Below are 16,492 nucleotides of genomic sequence, written 5' to 3' on the forward strand. Positions count from 1 at the left end.
GTCAGATTGACGTGGTGTGGCTGAGGAATTGCTGAAGGCGTTCCGTCTTGGGGTTGCCGAACAGGTCCTCGGGGTTGCCTTCTTCTTCGATCTTGCCCTGATGCAGGAACACGACATGGTCCGACACATCGCGGGCCAGCCGCATGTCATGGGTCACGAGGATCATGGTGCGCCCCTCGGCGGCGAGATCCTTGATGACCTTCACCACCTCCTGTTCCAGCTCCGGGTCGAGCGCCGACGTCGGTTCGTCGAACAAAAGCGCACGTGGCTGCATGCAGAGCGCACGGGCAATCGCCGCCCGCTGCTGCTGCCCGCCCGACAATTGCGCAGGCCAGGCATCGCATTTGTCGCCGATGCCCACCTTGTCGAGATACATGCGCGCGTCTTTCTCCACCTCGGCCTTGTCGCGGCCAAGTACCGTGACCGGCGCCTCCATCACGTTTTGCAGGATGGTCATATGCGCCCACAGGTTGAACTGCTGGAACACCATGGACAGGTTGGTGCGGATGCGGCGGATCTGGTCGCGGTCTGCCGGGTGGCGGCCATGGCCGGAGCCTTTCCAATGCACCTCCTCGCCCTCGAAGGCGATCACGCCCTCCTGGCTGTCCTCCAGCAGGTTGGCGCAGCGCAGAAGCGTGGACTTACCCGACCCCGATGACCCGATCAGCGACACCACGTCACCCGCGCGGGCCCGCATGTCGACGCCCCTCAGAACGTGCAGATTTCCGAAACTCTTGTGTAGTCCCGTGATTTCGATGACGGGCGGTGCTTGGTCTGTCACTCTATCGTTCCCTGTGGACCTCAGCGATTTCTGCGCAAAAATGGCGTAAATGCAATGCGCATCTGTCGGGTGACCTCGGGTCCACCCGTGGATTTGCCCGTCATTGCGGCAGATCGTCGGGATTTGGCGGCACCGGCAGCGCCATGTAATCGGCAAGCGGAAGGCGGGCGAACCCGGCCAGTCCGAGCGTTTGGCGGTCCGGATCGGGCAGCGCGGAAAGTGCCGTGTTCAGCGCAAGGATCAGCGGCTCCGGGTCGCGGCCCTGGGCGGTGATCAGCGGCAGCGCCGGGGTGGGGGCGGTACGGCCGCGTTCGACTAGCGCCATGAGGTCGGGTTCATAGCGCAGCAGCAGTCGCCAGGTGTGGGCGTCGATGGCAGCCAGATCGGCCCGACCGTCCAGCACCGCGCGGGCAGACATTGCGTGGCCGCCCGACAGGATCGGTCGGGCGGGTGTGAGACCCAGATCAGCCGCATAACGGCAGAGCGCCCCCCACCCGGATTGGCTCAGCCCCTCATTGATCGCGATAGGGCCTTTCAGAAGCGCTGTCATCGGGGTGTCTGACTGCTCGGCCCGTGTGATCAGGACCGAGTTGTAATGTCCCGGCGCACAACCGGGCAGCGCGAAATCCGGTGTGGCGACCAGTTGCACCTTGTCATGGAGCCGCGCCCTTAGGGGCAGCCCGCAGGTCTGCGACAGCAGCAGGTCGGGCGATTGCCACAGGTTCCAGGGGCTTGCAAACTCCCGCGTCAGCGCCTCGGGCGCATCCATGCCAAGGTCGCGAAGCGCATCGCGGGTCAAGGCCCAGAAGCGGTCCGTCTGGTCCCGCATTTCCGGGCGGTCATACATGGGCAGAGAGGCATGCATCAGGTCTATCCAAGGGTCTGGGCGCAGGGGCCGAAGGCAAGATCGTCAATCGCGATGCCACCGGGATCTGTGTTTTCGATTGTCAGCCCGGCGATGGTGGACCGGCTGTCAGCGCTGCGCAAGCCATGGGCCGACATGCCGAGCGGCAGTTGAAACGAGAGCTGGCCCAAACGGGTTCCCTCACGGTCGTAAGCTGTCAGCAAAACCTCACCGCGAGCGGTCGAATAAGCGCCGAGCGGGTCCGGATAATCGCTGTGAACCCGCATTCCAACCTGGCAGATATCCTCGTCAAACAGCACCGCAATGCTGCCCTCGCCCCGTGCCTCTAGGGCGGGAAAGCCTGCCGGGCCAAGGGGATAGACCGCCATCGAGCCGAAGCCGCGATGCGTTGCCACGGATAGCCCCCTGCCTGCGGGGCCGGTGACCAGCGCCAGCGGCCCCGAGGGCCGCCCCCCGAGAAGGTCGAAGCCGTTTTCGGCCCCTATGCGCTGCCCGGCAAAGCCGGTTCCCATGCGTCCCCCTGCAAAGGCAATCCCGTGATCGACGGAATAGCCGGGTTCCGCGCGGGGCGGCAGGATCTCGAAATCGACAATGGCGAGCGCGTCTCTCGCCACGGCGGGAAAGTCGGCGGGTTCGATTCCTTGCGCCGGTGCGGGCATGGCCAGAACCAGGCTGGCCAGCAGCGCCCGCAGCATCGCCTAACCCCGCGCTTCGACCCGCTGACGGGCCAGCGCGCTGTCGCGGTCATTGACGCCTAGAAGGTTGGTGGTCATGCGCATCAACGCATCCTCCTCGTGGTCGCGCACCCCATCGGCAAGCACCACGGCCCAGAGCGCCTCGATCACCGCTTCGCGGTCCTCGTAGGGCACGGCGTCCTTGATCGCGCGGGTGAAGCGGACGGTGTCCGGGGCCTCGTGCTCCAGCCGTTCGGCCTGCGCGCGCAGCTTGGCTGCCTCGACCGGATTCAACCCGTGGTGTTCGGCAAGGATCTTGTCGATGCGGGCCAGTTCCCGTTCATCGTAGTGGCCGTCGCTCTTGGCGATGCGCACCAGCAAAGCGGCAAGCGAGAGCTGAGCGTCCAGCTCTGGCAAGGGGGCGGGTTCCGGGGCCGTCAGGCGTCTTATGAGATCTCCGAACATGTTTCCCAGATAAGCGGATGTCTCGCGACTGCCAAGTCCAAAGGTTCAGTCCGGCGGCGGCATGATGTGGCCGGACATGACCGGAACGGCGCTGCCAGCGACCCGGATGGCGCTGATCTTGCCGCCCGAACACGCGACGGTCAGCCCGATTTCCGAGGGGCGCCCCATCTCTACCCCCTGGTTCAGGGTAAAGGCGGTGCTGCCTTCCGGGTCAAGGTCGCCACCCGCCAGCAGTTGTGCCGCAAAGATGGCCGAGGCCGATCCGGTGGCGGGATCTTCCGGGATGCCATGATCGGGGGAAAACATGCGGGTGCGGAACGTATGGTCGCCCGCAGGGGTGTACAGGAACACCGATTCGTTGGTGTTGCGGGCCAGTTCGGCCCAGGCCGCGCCCGTGGGCTTGGCGGCGGCCAGCGCATGGGGTCCGGCCAGTGGCACGAACAGGAAATCGGGCCCGGCCTTCCAGACCCGTGGCACATGGCTGCCATAGCCGATCTGTCCCGCCGACAGGCCAAGCGCCTTGCCGATCAGTTCGGGGCTTGTGTCGCCACCAAGCGGGGCGGGCAACTGCGGAGCGGTGAATTCCGCCCGGATCAGCCCGTCACGGCTGCAGACGGTCACGGGGACCAGTCCGGCCACTTCCTCCAGCGTGATCAGATCGTCCCAATCCGTGCCCGCGTTGCGCTGCCTGGCCAGATGGATGGCGCAGCCGATGGTGGGGTGACCGGCAAAGGGAATCTCTGCCGTGGGAAAGAAAATGCGCACCTTGGCACTGTGTTCGGGGTCGTCGGGCGTCTGCACGAAAATGGTTTCCGACAGGTTGAATTCCCGCGCCATGGTCTGCATCTGCGCCGTGGTCAGCCCGTCGGCCTGCTCAACGATGGCCAGCGGATTGCCGGTATATGGCCGGTCGGTGAAAACATCGCAGGTGGCGAAGGGCAGGGCAGTCATCGGGCAGGCCTTTCCGTGGGAAGCGTCCAATCAGTTGGCGCTGAAAGCGGCGCGGGATGCAAGCCAAAGAAAACGGGCGGGGCATTGCTGCACCCGCCCGCCGATGTCGCGAGGATGTGGGATCAGAAGTGGAAGGCGACGCCGATCGACAGGGCGGTGCGGTCCAGTTCGGCCCCGGCGGGAACGCCCGTGCCCGACAGGTCCAGAACCGAGTGGCTCAGCTCGATGCGGCCGGACATCGTGTCGGTGAACATATGCTCGACACCCAGACCGAAGACCGCGCCGTCAAGATCGGGCGTGACCGCAGAGGTCGAGATGGCGAGATCGCCGGTCTGATAGCCAACGCGGCCATAGATCATCGTGTTGTCAAAGACATAGCCGGCGCGGGCGCTGATCGTCATCATGTTTTCAAGATCGACGATGGTGGCCCCGCCGGACACGTTGTGACCGCCGGAGGCACCGTAGCTCAGTTCGCCGCCGACAACCCAGTTGCTGTTCAGGGCATGGTTATACCCTACGAACAGCTCATAGCCCACTTCGTTGCTGATCGAGGAGGCCGAGAAGTTCGGGTCGAGCCCGACAGAGCTGATGGCGAGACCGCCATAGAAGCCGTCGAAGCTGGTCGCGTCGGCATGGGCCGAGGAGGCAGCCAGAGCGGCGGCAAGGGCAATGGCGGAGGCAAGGGGGGTAAAGGTTTTGGTCATGATAAAAGTCCTTGGTCGTTTATGGCCTATGGCGGTGATGAGAAGCTGCTGAAATGGCTTTCAAGGATAGGTCGTTGCAGGCCGGGCGACGGTTCAAAGACAGTGACAGAAAAGTTAACCCCCGCGCCGGACATCCGGGCGGGGGCTGAATTGCTTATTTATTTCAGTCGGTTGATCGTCAGACGAGGCGCGAGTTTTCCTTCGCGGCGCGCACGAAATCGCGGAACAGCGGGTGCGGTTCGAAGGGTTTCGACTTCAGCTCCGGGTGGAACTGGACGCCGATGAACCACGGGTGGCCTTCATGTTCGACAATCTCTGGCAGGGCGCCGTCGGGCGACATGCCCGAGAAGATCAGCCCCTTTTCCTCCAGCGCTTCGCGGTACTTGATGTCGACCTCGTAGCGGTGGCGGTGGCGTTCCTCGATCGCGCAGGAGCCATAGACCTTCGACACCAGAGACCCTTCTTTCAGCGTCGCGTCATAGGCGCCGAGCCGCATGGTGCCGCCCTTGTCGTCATCGACCTTGCGTTTCACCGTGTAGTTGCCCTGCACCCATTCCTTGAGGTGATAGACCACGGGCGTAAACCGCTTCTTGCCGGATTCATGGTCGAACTCTTCCGACCCGGCATCGCCCAGATCGGCGAGGTTCCGCGCCGCCTCGATCACCGCCATCTGCATGCCTAGGCAGATGCCCAGGTAGGGCACCTTGTGTTCGCGGGCGAATTGCGCGGCCTTGATCTTGCCCTCGGTGCCCCGCTCGCCGAAGCCGCCGGGCACGAGGATCGCGTCGAAGGCTTCCAGATAGGGCACCGGGTCTTCGCGGTCGAAGATCTCGGCGTCGATCCATTCGGCCTTGACCTTCACCCGGTTGGCCATGCCGCCATGGGTCAGCGCCTCCTTGATGGACTTGTAGGCGTCTTCGAGCTGCACGTATTTGCCGACAATGGCGATACGCACCTCGCCATCGGTGTTGTGGATGCGGTCCGCCACGTCGTGCCAGACGCTCAGATCGGGGCGCGGCGCGGGTGAGATGCCGAACGCATCCAGCACCGCCTGATCCAATCCCTCGCGGTGATAGGCCAGCGGCGCCTCGTAGATCGAGTTGAGGTCATAGGCCGCGACGACCGCCTCTTTGCGGACGTTACAGAACAGCGCGATCTTTTCGCGTTCCTTGTCGGGGATCGGCTGCTCCGACCGGCAGACCAGTACATCGGGCGCGATCCCGATGGATTGCAATTCCTTGACGCTGTGCTGCGTAGGTTTGGTCTTCAGCTCGCCTGAGGCCGCCAGATAGGGCAGCAGGGTCAGATGCATGAAGATGCATTGCCCGCGCGGCTGGTCGTGGCTGAACTGGCGGATCGCCTCGAAAAACGGAAGACCCTCGATATCGCCCACGGTGCCGCCGATTTCGCACAGCATGAAATCGACATCGTCTTGACCGATGGCGAGGAACTCCTTGATCTCGTTGGTGACGTGGGGAACCACCTGAATGGTCTTGCCCAGGTATTCGCCGCGCCGCTCTTTCTCCAGCACGTTGGAATAGATTCGGCCCGAGCTGACGGAATCGGTCTTGCAGGCGGGAACCCCGGTGAAGCGTTCGTAATGGCCGAGGTCCAGATCGGTTTCCGCCCCGTCATCGGTGACGAACACCTCGCCATGTTCAAAGGGCGACATGGTGCCGGGATCGACGTTCAGATAGGGGTCGAGCTTGCGCAGCCGGACCGTGAAGCCACGGGCTTGCAACAGCGACCCCAAAGCCGCGGATGCCAGACCTTTCCCGAGCGAGGACACAACCCCGCCGGTGATGAAGATGTATCGCGCCATGTGGTGCAATCCCCCGTGCCGGACCGGTCAGCCAAAGACTGCAAATCCCGGTCGCTCAATCCCTATTTCACGGGATTTGAGGATAACAGGATTCGCACGGTCAGGGCAAGCCGGCCGCTAGATGGTGTTTGAATAAGGGCCGTAACCCCAAGATTTATTGAGGTCAGTCAGCGCGCGGCGGAACCAGCGGCGCATCGGTTTCAGCGGGCGGAAGCAACGGACCGTCCCCAGGAAGGGCCGGAACCGCGGTATCTTCCGAAGATTCGGCAGGCGCTGCTCCGATGCGGTCGAGCACCGAGCCGCCAGAAGAATTCTGGGCGGCAATGATGGTCAGGGTCAGCGAGGTGGCCAGGAATGCAATCGCGAAGATCCAGGTGATCTTGCCAAGTGCCGTTGCCGCCTGGCGCCCGGTCATCGCACCGCCACCGCCGCCCATGCCGAGACCGCCACCTTCGGACCGTTGCAGCAGGACTACGCCGATCAGACAGATGGCCAGGATCAGGTGGACGACGAGGATGACGTTTTCCATGTGGGCAGCTTCCCGGGCCTTGCATTCTTTGGAGCCTACTTATGGGATGCGTCAGGCCGCCGCAAGAGCCTTCACCATGCAGTTGCAGCACGAATTGCCGGGATTGTGCGCTCGACCGGGCTTTGCCGCGCGGGGCTGCGTCCATTCGGGCCACACTTTCCGGTTTCGCAGGCGCAAGGCCATCGCTATACACGGCCCGGTTTGATCAGGAAGGAACCTCGGACATGGCCAATGTGGTTGTCGTGGGCGCCCAGTGGGGCGACGAAGGCAAGGGCAAGATCGTCGACTGGCTGAGCGAGCGCGCAGACGTCATCGCCCGGTTCCAGGGCGGGCACAATGCCGGCCATACGCTGGTCATCGACGGCAAGGTCTACAAGCTGCATGCGCTGCCCTCCGGCGTGGTGCGCGGCGGCAAGCTCAGTGTCATCGGCAACGGCGTGGTGCTGGACCCGTGGCACCTGATGAACGAGATCGCCACCGTGCGCGATCAGGGGGTGGACATCACGCCCGAAACACTGATGATCGCCGAGAACACGCCGCTGATCTTGCCCATTCATGGCGAGCTTGACCGCGCCCGCGAAGAGGCGGCCAGCAAGGGCACCAAGATCGGCACCACCGGGCGCGGCATCGGCCCCGCCTATGAAGACAAGGTGGGCCGCCGGTCCATCCGTGTCGCCGATCTGGCGGATGAGTCCACCCTGATCGCCCGCGTTGACCGCGCGCTGCAACATCACGACCCGCTGCGCCGTGGGCTGGGGATCGACCCCGTCAACCGCGACGCGCTGATCGCTGCGCTGAAAGAGATCGCGCCGCAGATCCTGCCCTTTGCCGCGCCGGTCTGGAAGGTGCTGAATGAAAAGCGCCGTGCTGGCAAACGGATCCTGTTTGAAGGGGCGCAAGGCGCGTTGCTGGATATCGACTTCGGCACCTATCCGTTCGTGACCTCTTCGAACGTCATCGCCGGACAGGCCGCGACCGGCGTCGGCATCGGCCCCAATGCCATCGATTTCGTGCTTGGCATCGTCAAGGCCTACACCACCCGCGTGGGCGAAGGCCCGTTCCCGACCGAGTTGGAGGATGAGGACGGCCAGCGCCTTGGCGAACGCGGGCATGAGTTCGGCACCACCACGGGCCGCAAGCGCCGCTGCGGCTGGTTCGATGCCTGCCTTGTGCGCCAGACCTGCGCCACGTCAGGCATCAACGGCATCTCACTGACCAAGCTCGACGTTCTGGACGGGTTCGAGACGCTGAAAATCTGCGTGGCCTACGATCTCGACGGCGAACGGCTGGATTACCTGCCCACGGCGGCTGACCAGCAGGCGCGCTGCAAACCGATCTACGAGGAAATGCCCGGCTGGTCGGAATCGACCGAGGGCGCGCGGTCCTGGGCCGATCTGCCTGCCAATGCGATCAAATATGTGCGCCGGGTCGAGGAGCTGATCCAGTGCCCCGTCGCGCTTCTGTCCACCAGCCCGGAGCGGGACGACACGATCCTCGTGACCGACCCGTTTGCCGACTGATGGCGCTGTCCTACAAAGCGCGGCGCCGCTGGTCGCTGATCATCCTGCTGGTGGGGCTGCCGGTCTATATCGGGCTGGCCTGGTTCCTGCTCAGCCTGTTTGACCGGCCCTCGATCCTGCTGGAACTGGGCATCTACATCGCGCTCGGCATCCTGTGGGCGCTGCCCTTCCGTGCCATCTTCAAGGGCGTGGGACAGGCCGACCCCGATGCCGGGCACGACGAGACCCCAGGCGACTAGGCCCGGGCGCGGTTCAGCGTGTATGCTGCCGGATCAGTCGTTCGAATAGGGCGAGCGAGGCGATAGCCGGAACTGACCGCGCCGGATCTTCTCGATCTGGCCGTCATTGAGAACCCTGCCAAAGGCACGGATCGCCTCTTCGCGGGTTACGCTGTCGCCGGGGCGGTCCTGCACCATGCGGATGACTTCCGAGCGGCTGAAGACCTGCTGACCGCGCTGCACGGCCAGAAACCCGCAGGCGGCCGAGGCCACTTCGGTGAGGTCCTCGATGTCCTGTTCCTGCAGGAAGGCGTGAAAGCTCTGGTCCGTGTCGAACAGGTTTTCCTCGGGCTCTGGCATGCGCGTCACGCGGTCATTCGCGGCGAGCGTCAATGGCGCGGCCTGATCCTCGTCCCGGTCCTCCTGCTGCGCATGGGCCAGGGCGGCCCCACCACGGGTCACCCGGCGCGGGCGCACGATGCTGGCCTGCGGGGCGGGGCGGTTGTTGCCCTCGTCGACGCGCTGTTCGGAGACCAGAACCAGCGGCGTCTGGCGCGGCTGTTCGCTGGCCGGGCGGTCGGACCGGCGACGGCCGTTGTTCTGAACCCGGCGCGGGCGCATGACCTGCGCCAGATCTTCACGATACTGGGCGGTGTCGTCACGCGGCTCTTGCGGGCCGGTCAGCTGTTCTTCGGCGGCACGGGCCGCAACGGCGGCTTTCAGGTGTTCGATATTGGCCCGGCGACGGGTGCTTTCATCGGTGGACAGGTGGCTGTCGGTCGCGTCAAACAGGCGGCTGACATTGGCCTCGGCCACATCGCCGCCGCTCATGTGCTGGCGGCGGGCTTCGCGTTCGGCGCGGCGGGCTTCGCGTTCGGCTTCGATCTGCGCCAGTTCGCGCTGCAACTCGGCTTCTGCATCCGGTGCCAGTGTGGCGTCTTCCTCGGCGGGAACGTCCGCCGCAGCCGTTGCCTCGGCTGCGGCCGGGCTGGCGTCAGCGGTTTCGGGCGCATTCTGTGCCTCGGGTGCGCGGCCGCGGATCACCCAGACACGCGGGGCGCGGGCGGGCGCCTGTGCTGACGCGGGTTCAGCCTCGGGGGCGTCCTGTTCGGTGGCGACAGGGTGGGGTTCGGTCACGGCCTCCGGGGCGGTGTCTTCTGCCGCTTCAGCGGCCGGACCATCGGAAAAAGGGTCGCTATCGTCTTCGTCCTCGCTGTATCCGGTTGCGGGGGCGGCCTCTTCGTCCTCTTCCATGGCCACGACGCGACGGATGCGGGCCAGCTTGGCGGCCACGCTGTCGGGGTCGGGGTAGCTGTCCTCGGCGGGTTCGCGTGCCGCCTCGGTCAGGTCTTCAACGACCTCTTGCGCCTGATCCGAGACCTCTTCCGCCATGGTGGTGGCGGTGTCTTCGAGTTCCTCGGCGGCGTCTTCGATCACGTCATCGGCGGCAGCGATGCTGTCCGCCAGTGCGGCAGCGATATCCTCTGCGGCGCCATCCGTGTCGTCTTCGGTCTCGGCGATGGCTTGCGGGGCTTCGGCGGCATCATCTTCCAGATCGTCATCCGCAACCGTCGCCATGGCCTGCATCACGGCGGACAGCGTGTCCTCTCCGGCTTCGCCGGGTGCGGCCGTGTCGGGCAGAGCGTCCTCGGCACTGTACTCCGCAGCGTCCACAGTGGCCTCTTCTTCAGGCTCTTCGCTGGCAGCGGCCTCGGCAGGATCTGCCATGGCAGCGGCAAAGGCGGCACCGGCCATCGCAGCGGCTGCGGCGATGGAATCGCTGCGGGGGGCTTCTGCCTGCGGTTCGGCATCTGCCTCTGCAACCGCTTCAGGCTGGTCGTCCGTGGCGGCGACAGCGTCTGCCTGGGATTCTGCGTCAGCCGATTCCCCGGTCTCCGCTTCGGCGGCGGTGTCTTCCTCGGCCGGGCTGCTGTCCACAACGTCCACTTCCGTCGCATCCTCTGCGGCGGGTTCTTCTACGGGCTCGGCCCGATCATCTTCAGCAGCGTCATCTTCCGCAACCGGCGTGTCCCCGGCGTCAGCGGCCTCTTCGCCCATTGCCTCCGGCTCTGCTTCGGCGTCTGGTGCTTCCATCTCGGGCGCGGCATCAGCATCGGCGTCTTCCGCGTCAGAGATTTCCGCCGCCATTTGCGGAGCCGCAGCCTCCGTCACATCGCCTGCATCCAGCGGTTCCGCGTCATCCGCATCACGATAGGCCGAGGGGCGCAGCAGCAGTCCGCTTTCCATGATCCGCGCATCGACGCGGGCCTGGATGGCGTCCTCGGTGATCCGGTGTAGCGTTTCGGTGTCGGGGGTCGGGGGTTCCGCCCCGAAGAACCTGTCACCGGCGGCGAGATCACGGAAGTATTCCGCAATGGCCTTCATTGCCTCGAACGGATTGTCGAACCCTTCCAAGGTGCAGGAGAACGTCCCGTAGGATACTGTAAGGATCTTGTTTTCGTCGCTCATGGCTCAATCTCTGCTCGTCCGAGTTCGATCCCGGAATTTACCATCTTGAGAAAAGGTGTAACAAACCTATTCCAGCCAAACGGGACGGCATTGGGGCCATTCAGTGATTTCTGACGCGAAAAACGGCGAGAATTTGGAAAGCGCATCTGGGTCCTTCCGATATGACACTTTGGTGACAATATTGGGCGGTGGCGACGTTAACACAGGTGATCTTGCCGATTCCTTGAGAAAAGCGCCAGTGCTGGTGGCGGCTGACGGGGCGGCGGATCGGGCGCTGGAACTGGGATATGTGCCCGATCTGGTGGTTGGCGATTTCGATTCCCTGTCGGCAAAGGCCCGCGCAGAGTTGCCCGCTGACAGGCTGGTCCACGTATCGGAGCAGGAAAGCACCGATTTCGAGAAGGCGCTGGCCCGAATCGATGCGCCCGGCGTTCTGGCGCTCGGGATGACCGGAGGGCGCACGGATCATGAACTGGCCGCCTGGCACACACTGATCCGCTGCCCTGTCCCGCGCTGCATTGTCGTGGCCGAGGAGGATATCGTCTTTCTCTGCCCGCCCGCCTTGCGGCTGGTGCTGCCCGTCGGGACGCGGCTGTCCTTGTTTCCCATGGCGGCGGTCAGCGGCAGCTCGGACGGGCTGCAATGGCCCATTGACGGCATTGCCTTCGCTCCGGGTCGGGCCATCGGCACCTCGAACCGGGTGGTGGCCGAAGAGGTGCGCCTTGAGGTCGATCAGCCTGCGATGCTGGTGATCCTGCCCAAAGAGCACCTTCCCGCGGCGGTTTCGGCGCTGTTCTGAGGGGTTTTTCCCTCGCGCCGCGCGGCCTGCTTGTGTAATAGCCTCGTGACGGAACCAAAACGGGCAAGCCGATGACCGCAGAGCTCTCTCCTATTGATAAAGCCAAGTTCGTGGCCGCCAAGCGGGCGGTGGATTATGTCGAGGACGGCATGCGCGTCGGGCTTGGGACCGGGTCGACCGCCGCATGGATGGTGCGCTGTCTGGGCGAGATGGTGCGCGAAGAGGGCATTCGCGTGACCGGCGTCGCCACCTCGACCCGCACGGCGGACCTGGCGCGGCAGGTGGGCGTGCCGATTTCCACCCTCGATGAGGTCAAGTGGCTGGACCTGACCATTGACGGGGCGGATGAATACGACCCGCATCTGAACCTGATCAAGGGTGGCGGCGGGGCGCTGTTGCAGGAAAAGATTGTCGCCACCGCCTCGGATCAAATGATCGTTATCGCGGATGCAACCAAACAGGTGGAAACGCTTGGCGCCTTCCCGCTGCCGGTCGAGGTCATCCCCTTCGGCTGGCAGACCTCCAAGGCGCTGATCGAGGAGATGCTGGGCAATCTCGACGTGCTGGGAACCACGACCTCGCTGCGGCTGGCCAATGACCAGCCGTTCCGCACGGATGAGGGCAACTTCATCCTCGACCTGCATCTGCGCCATATTCCCAACCCGCAGCAGGTGTCTCTGGTCCTCAACCAGATCCCCGGCGTCGTGGAAAACGGCCTGTTCCTGGATATCTGCGATATCGTGATCATCGGCGCGGGCGATGGCAGCGTCGAAGTGCGCGACATCAACAACGGCACCGTCGAACACGAGCAGATCGACATCATCGACACCGATAACCTGTTCTTGGACGTCTCGGACTGATGCACGGGGGCTTGTGCGCTGATGCGTATGGCCCTTTTGCAGGCAACCCCCTAGCTGCGGCACGTCACAAACAGCGATTGAGGAGCAGGCCATGAGCCAGTTTGACTATGATCTTTTCGTCATCGGCGGCGGCTCGGGCGGTGTGCGCGCGGGCCGGATCGCGGCGGAACATGGCGCGCGGGTCGGTCTGGCAGAGGAATACCGCATGGGCGGTACCTGCGTCATTCGCGGCTGCGTTCCCAAAAAGCTGATGGTCTATGCCTCGGGCTATCCCGGTCAGGTTCATGATGCCGCCGCCTATGGCTGGGATGCAGAGGTGCACGGGTTCAACTGGACCAAGTTCCGCAGCAAGCTGGATGCAGAGCTTGACCGGCTGGAAGCGGCCTATCGCGGCAATCTGGACCGGTCCGGCGTGGTGACGCATAACGCCCGCGCTGTGTTGAAAGACCCCCACACGGTGGAACTGTCTGATGGCCAGACCTTCACCGCTGCACATATTCTTGTCGCTTCCGGCGGCTGGCCCTTCGTGCCGGACTTCCCGGGCTCTGACCTCGTGATGACCTCGAACGAGGTTTTCAAACTCGACAGGCAGCCCGAAAGCATTCTCATTGTCGGGGGCGGCTATATCGCCTGTGAATTTGCCGGCATCTTCAACGGCCTCGGTACAGAAGTGACCCAATTCTATCGCGGCGCGCAGGTGTTGCGTGGCTTTGACGACGAGGCGCGCGGTCATGTGGCCGATGCCATGCAGGCCCGCGGGGTGGAGCTGCATGTAGGCACCGATGTGCTGGAGATGAAAGCCGTGGAGGAGGGTATCTGGGTCAAGGCCTCCAACGGGATGGAGCAGGTCTTCGAAAAGGTTCTCTACGCCACGGGCCGCAAACCCAACAGCACTGGATTGGGACTGGAGGAGATCGGCGTCGAGATGGGCCGCAATGGCGAGATCAAGGTCGATGATTACAGCCAGACCAACATCCCCTCGATCTTCGCAGTGGGCGACGTGACCGACCGGGTGAACCTGACGCCGGTGGCGATCCGCGAAGGTCACGCCTTTGCCGACACGGTCTTCGGCGGCACCCCGCGCAAGGCTGACCATGACCTGATCCCGTCCGCTGTCTTCACGCAGCCCGAATTGGGCACCGTTGGTCTGACCGAGGAACAGGCGCGCGATGCTGGCCCCATCGAGGTCTACTCTGCCGCCTTCCGCCCCATGCAGACGCTCTTTGCCGGGCATGAGGAACGGGTGATGATGAAGCTGATTGTCTGTGCCGATACGCGCAAGGTTCTGGGCGTGCATCTGGTGGGCGATCACGCGGGTGAATTGATCCAGCTGGCGGGCATCGCCGTCAAGATGGGGGCCACGAAAGAGGACTTCGACCGGACCATGGCGGTGCATCCGACCATGGCCGAGGAACTGGTCACGATGAAAACACCTGTGCGCACGGCTTGATTTTCCGGGCCAAGGGGCACAGGTAGCGTATGGAAACGGGTGCGCCTTGCGGGCGCGCTCACGCAATAACAAGGGGTAGAAACCGGCATGGCTGGACATTCTGGCGGACCCTGGGGCGGCGGTGGCGGCTCTGGTGGCGGAGGAAACAGGGGAAATGACGATGACAATCGCGGCGGGCGACGTCCGGGCGAGGGTCAGCAGATCCCCGAAATTGACGAGATCGTCCGCAAGGGCCAGGAACAGCTGCGCGTCCTGATGGGCGGTCGCGGTGGCGGCAGCGGCGGTTCCGGCGGAGGCGAAGGCCCGCAGTTCGGCCGTGGCACCGTGATCATCGGCCTCGTCGCGGCAGCGGCGCTCTGGGCCTATGCCTCGGTCTACACGGTCGCGCCGGAAGAACGCTCGGTCGAGCTGTTCCTGGGCGAACGCTTTGCCGTCCGCGATCCGGGCCTCAACTTTGCACCCTGGCCGCTGGTCACCGCCGAGATCGTCGAAGTCACGACCAACCGGACGGAATCCATCGGCATTGCCCGCTCGGGCGGTGGTGACACCGGCCTCATGCTGACCACCGATGAAAACATCGTGGATATCGACTTCGAAGTGGTCTGGAACATTTCCGACCCCGAAGCCTATCTCTTCAACCTTGCGGAACCGGAGGCCACCGTGCGCGCCGTGTCCGAGGCTGCCATGCGCGAGATCATCGCCGCATCGCAACTGGCCCCGATCCTGAACCGCGACCGTCAGATCATCGCCGACACCGTGCAGGAACTGATCCAGACCACGCTGAACAGCTATGATTCCGGCATCAACGTTGTGCGTCTCAACCTCGACCGCGCCGACCCGCCGGTCGAAGTGATCGACGCCTTCCGCGACGTGCAGGCCGCCGAACAGGAACGCGACCGGCTGGAACGTCAGGCCGACGCCTATGCCAACCAGGTGCTCGCAGGGGCACGCGGTGAAGCCGCGCAGCTTCTCGAAGAGGCCGAAGGCTACCGCGCGCTCGTCGTGAACGAAGCCCAGGGTGAAGCCAGCCGCTTCGCCGCCGTGCTTGAGGAATACCTGCAAGCGCCCGATGTGACCCGGACCCGTCTCTACCTCGAAACCATGGAACGGGTGCTCGGCGGGATGGACACCATCATCCTCGACACCGACGCCGCTGGCGGAATGGGGGGCGTCGTGCCCTACCTGCCGCTCAATGAACTTCGCAGCCGGGGGAACTGAGCCATGCGCAAGGCAACTTTCATCATCCCCGCCATCGTGATCGTCGTGGCGATCCTCATGAGCTCGGTCTTCATTGTCGACGAACGCCAGCGCGCGCTGGTGCTGCGCTTCGGGGACATCCGCACCGAGATCGAGGAGCCGGGGCTGAACTTCCGCATTCCGATCTTCGAACAGGTCGTGTTCTACGATGACCGCATCCTGTCGCTCGACACCGCGCCGATCGAGGTCACGCCCTCGGATGACCGGCGTCTGGTCGTTGACGCCTTCGCCCGCTACCGCATCATCGACACCCGCCAGTTCCGTCTGGCTGTCGGTGTGGGCGGCATCCGCGAGGCCGACCGGCTGCTCGAAGACATCCTGAACCCGCAGATCCGGGCTGTTCTGGGTGCTGATGGGGTCACGTCGAACACCATCCTGTCCTCGGATCGGGCCGAGCTGATGCAGCGCATCACCCTTCAGGCCCGCGCCCTGGCCGCGCCGCTCGGTCTTGATGTGCTGGACGTGCGTCTGAAGCAGACCGCGCTGCCGCTTCAGAACCTCGAAGCCACCTTCGCCCGGATGCGGGCGGAACGCGAACGGGAAGCCACCGACGAACGCGCCCGCGGTGAGGAAGCCGCACAGCGCGTCCGCGCCCAGGCCGACCGGACCGTGGTCGAACTGGTATCGGATGCCAACCGCGAAGCCGAGATCATCCGAGGTGAGGCCGATGCCGAGAGGAACCGGATCTTCGCGGAAGCCTTCGGTCAGGACCCGGATTTCTTCGAATTCTACCGCTCCATGACCGCCTATGAACGGGCCCTGAACGGTGAGAACTCGTCGATTGTCCTGAACCCGGACAGCGCGTTCTTCGACTTCTTCGGGCAGCCCGGTGGCCGTGCCACTGTGGTCGTGCCCGCGCCTGCGGAGTAAACGATGATCCAGACGATCCTCTGGGGGCTCGGACTGGTGCTTGTGATCGAGGGGCTGGCCTATGCGCTGGCCCCTTCGCTCATGAAGGACCTGATGCGGCGCATGCAGCACGAGCCGGAAGAGACCCTGCGGATTGCGGGGTTCGGCGCGCTGGTGATCGGCACCGGGCTGGCGGTGCTGAGCAACCTTCTGGGCGGCTGATCCCGCCAAGGGAAGCTTCGGTTTCGCCGTGGCTTCGCCATGTCGACCCGCGCGGCC

The 16,492-nt window shown here is 64.4% G+C and carries 17 protein-coding genes; 8 read left to right on the forward strand and 9 right to left on the reverse strand.

Annotated elements, in window-relative coordinates; translation table 11 throughout:
• Window position 1: 1 nt before the first annotated feature.
• The 8 genes from RBB16_RS07690 to secG all read right to left on the reverse strand — a co-directional run bounded on the left by RBB16_RS07690 (window position 2) and on the right by secG (window position 6,791).
• Window positions 2-781: an ABC transporter ATP-binding protein gene (locus RBB16_RS07690; RefSeq protein ID WP_306045605.1), complete on the reverse strand. Its 780-nt coding sequence runs from the start codon at window positions 779-781 to the stop codon at window positions 2-4.
• Window positions 782-881: 100 nt separating this feature from the next.
• The gene (locus tag RBB16_RS07695; RefSeq protein WP_306045606.1) at window positions 882-1,646 is read right to left on the reverse strand and encodes a PhnD/SsuA/transferrin family substrate-binding protein; all 765 of its coding nucleotides are present in this window, start codon (window positions 1,644-1,646) and stop codon (window positions 882-884) included.
• A gap of 5 nt (window positions 1,647-1,651) precedes the next feature.
• The gene (locus RBB16_RS07700; protein WP_306045607.1) at window positions 1,652-2,341 is read right to left on the reverse strand and encodes a hypothetical protein; all 690 of its coding nucleotides are present in this window, start codon (window positions 2,339-2,341) and stop codon (window positions 1,652-1,654) included.
• Between the two features lie 3 nt (window positions 2,342-2,344).
• A complete protein-coding gene (locus tag RBB16_RS07705) occupies window positions 2,345-2,785 on the reverse strand; it encodes a TerB family tellurite resistance protein (RefSeq protein WP_306045608.1) in 441 nt (146 codons plus the stop codon).
• 45 nt (window positions 2,786-2,830) lie between these two features.
• On the reverse strand, window positions 2,831-3,736 hold the full coding sequence (locus tag RBB16_RS07710; protein WP_306045609.1) for a PhzF family phenazine biosynthesis protein: 906 nt from the start codon (window positions 3,734-3,736) through the stop codon (window positions 2,831-2,833).
• 122 nt (window positions 3,737-3,858) lie between these two features.
• On the reverse strand, window positions 3,859-4,440 hold the full coding sequence (locus RBB16_RS07715) for a porin family protein (RefSeq protein WP_306045610.1): 582 nt from the start codon (window positions 4,438-4,440) through the stop codon (window positions 3,859-3,861).
• A gap of 178 nt (window positions 4,441-4,618) precedes the next feature.
• Window positions 4,619-6,262 carry a CTP synthase gene (locus RBB16_RS07720; RefSeq protein WP_306045611.1) on the reverse strand — a complete coding sequence of 548 codons (1,644 nt, stop codon included), beginning with the start codon at window positions 6,260-6,262 and terminating at the stop codon, window positions 4,619-4,621.
• A 163-nt stretch (window positions 6,263-6,425) separates the two neighbouring features.
• Complete coding sequence (secG, locus tag RBB16_RS07725; RefSeq protein ID WP_306045612.1) at window positions 6,426-6,791, reverse strand: preprotein translocase subunit SecG; 366 nt, start codon at window positions 6,789-6,791, stop codon at window positions 6,426-6,428.
• 224 nt (window positions 6,792-7,015) lie between these two features.
• Here secG and RBB16_RS07730 point away from each other — a divergent pair, with 224 nt between their 5' ends.
• Both RBB16_RS07730 and RBB16_RS07735 read left to right on the forward strand, forming a co-directional pair.
• On the forward strand, window positions 7,016-8,311 hold the full coding sequence (locus tag RBB16_RS07730) for an adenylosuccinate synthase (RefSeq protein WP_306045613.1): 1,296 nt from the start codon (window positions 7,016-7,018) through the stop codon (window positions 8,309-8,311).
• Window positions 8,311-8,550 (forward strand): DUF2842 domain-containing protein, encoded by a 240-nt coding sequence (locus RBB16_RS07735; RefSeq protein WP_306045614.1) that lies wholly within the window; start codon window positions 8,311-8,313, stop codon window positions 8,548-8,550. Before RBB16_RS07730 ends, RBB16_RS07735 begins: the two co-directional genes overlap by 1 nt.
• 33 nt (window positions 8,551-8,583) lie before the next feature.
• Here RBB16_RS07735 and RBB16_RS07740 read toward each other — a convergent pair whose 3' ends face one another.
• On the reverse strand, window positions 8,584-10,998 hold the full coding sequence (locus RBB16_RS07740; RefSeq protein WP_306045615.1) for a hypothetical protein: 2,415 nt from the start codon (window positions 10,996-10,998) through the stop codon (window positions 8,584-8,586).
• Window positions 10,999-11,170: 172 nt separating this feature from the next.
• On the opposite strand from RBB16_RS07740, the gene RBB16_RS07745 reads away from it, so the two are divergent.
• The 6 genes from RBB16_RS07745 (at window position 11,171) to RBB16_RS07770 (ending at window position 16,435) form a co-directional block, all read left to right on the forward strand.
• Entirely contained in the window at window positions 11,171-11,797 is a 627-nt protein-coding gene (locus tag RBB16_RS07745) for a thiamine diphosphokinase (protein WP_371931223.1), read from the forward strand.
• 71 nt (window positions 11,798-11,868) lie between these two features.
• The gene (rpiA, locus tag RBB16_RS07750; RefSeq protein ID WP_071688385.1) at window positions 11,869-12,657 is read left to right on the forward strand and encodes a ribose-5-phosphate isomerase RpiA; all 789 of its coding nucleotides are present in this window, start codon (window positions 11,869-11,871) and stop codon (window positions 12,655-12,657) included.
• 91 nt (window positions 12,658-12,748) lie between these two features.
• Window positions 12,749-14,107: a glutathione-disulfide reductase gene (gene gor, locus RBB16_RS07755; RefSeq protein ID WP_306045617.1), complete on the forward strand. Its 1,359-nt coding sequence runs from the start codon at window positions 12,749-12,751 to the stop codon at window positions 14,105-14,107.
• An 87-nt stretch (window positions 14,108-14,194) separates the two neighbouring features.
• Window positions 14,195-15,325 (forward strand): FtsH protease activity modulator HflK, encoded by a 1,131-nt coding sequence (gene hflK / locus RBB16_RS07760; RefSeq protein WP_306045618.1) that lies wholly within the window; start codon window positions 14,195-14,197, stop codon window positions 15,323-15,325.
• A 3-nt stretch (window positions 15,326-15,328) separates the two neighbouring features.
• Window positions 15,329-16,234: a protease modulator HflC gene (locus RBB16_RS07765; protein ID WP_306045619.1), complete on the forward strand. Its 906-nt coding sequence runs from the start codon at window positions 15,329-15,331 to the stop codon at window positions 16,232-16,234.
• 3 nt (window positions 16,235-16,237) lie between these two features.
• A complete protein-coding gene (locus RBB16_RS07770) occupies window positions 16,238-16,435 on the forward strand; it encodes a DUF2065 domain-containing protein (protein WP_071688381.1) in 198 nt (65 codons plus the stop codon).
• The last annotated feature ends 57 nt before the right edge of the window (window positions 16,436-16,492 follow it).

Source organism: Nioella sp. MMSF_3534 (genome assembly GCF_030732985.1).
Classification (GTDB): domain Bacteria; phylum Pseudomonadota; class Alphaproteobacteria; order Rhodobacterales; family Rhodobacteraceae; genus Nioella.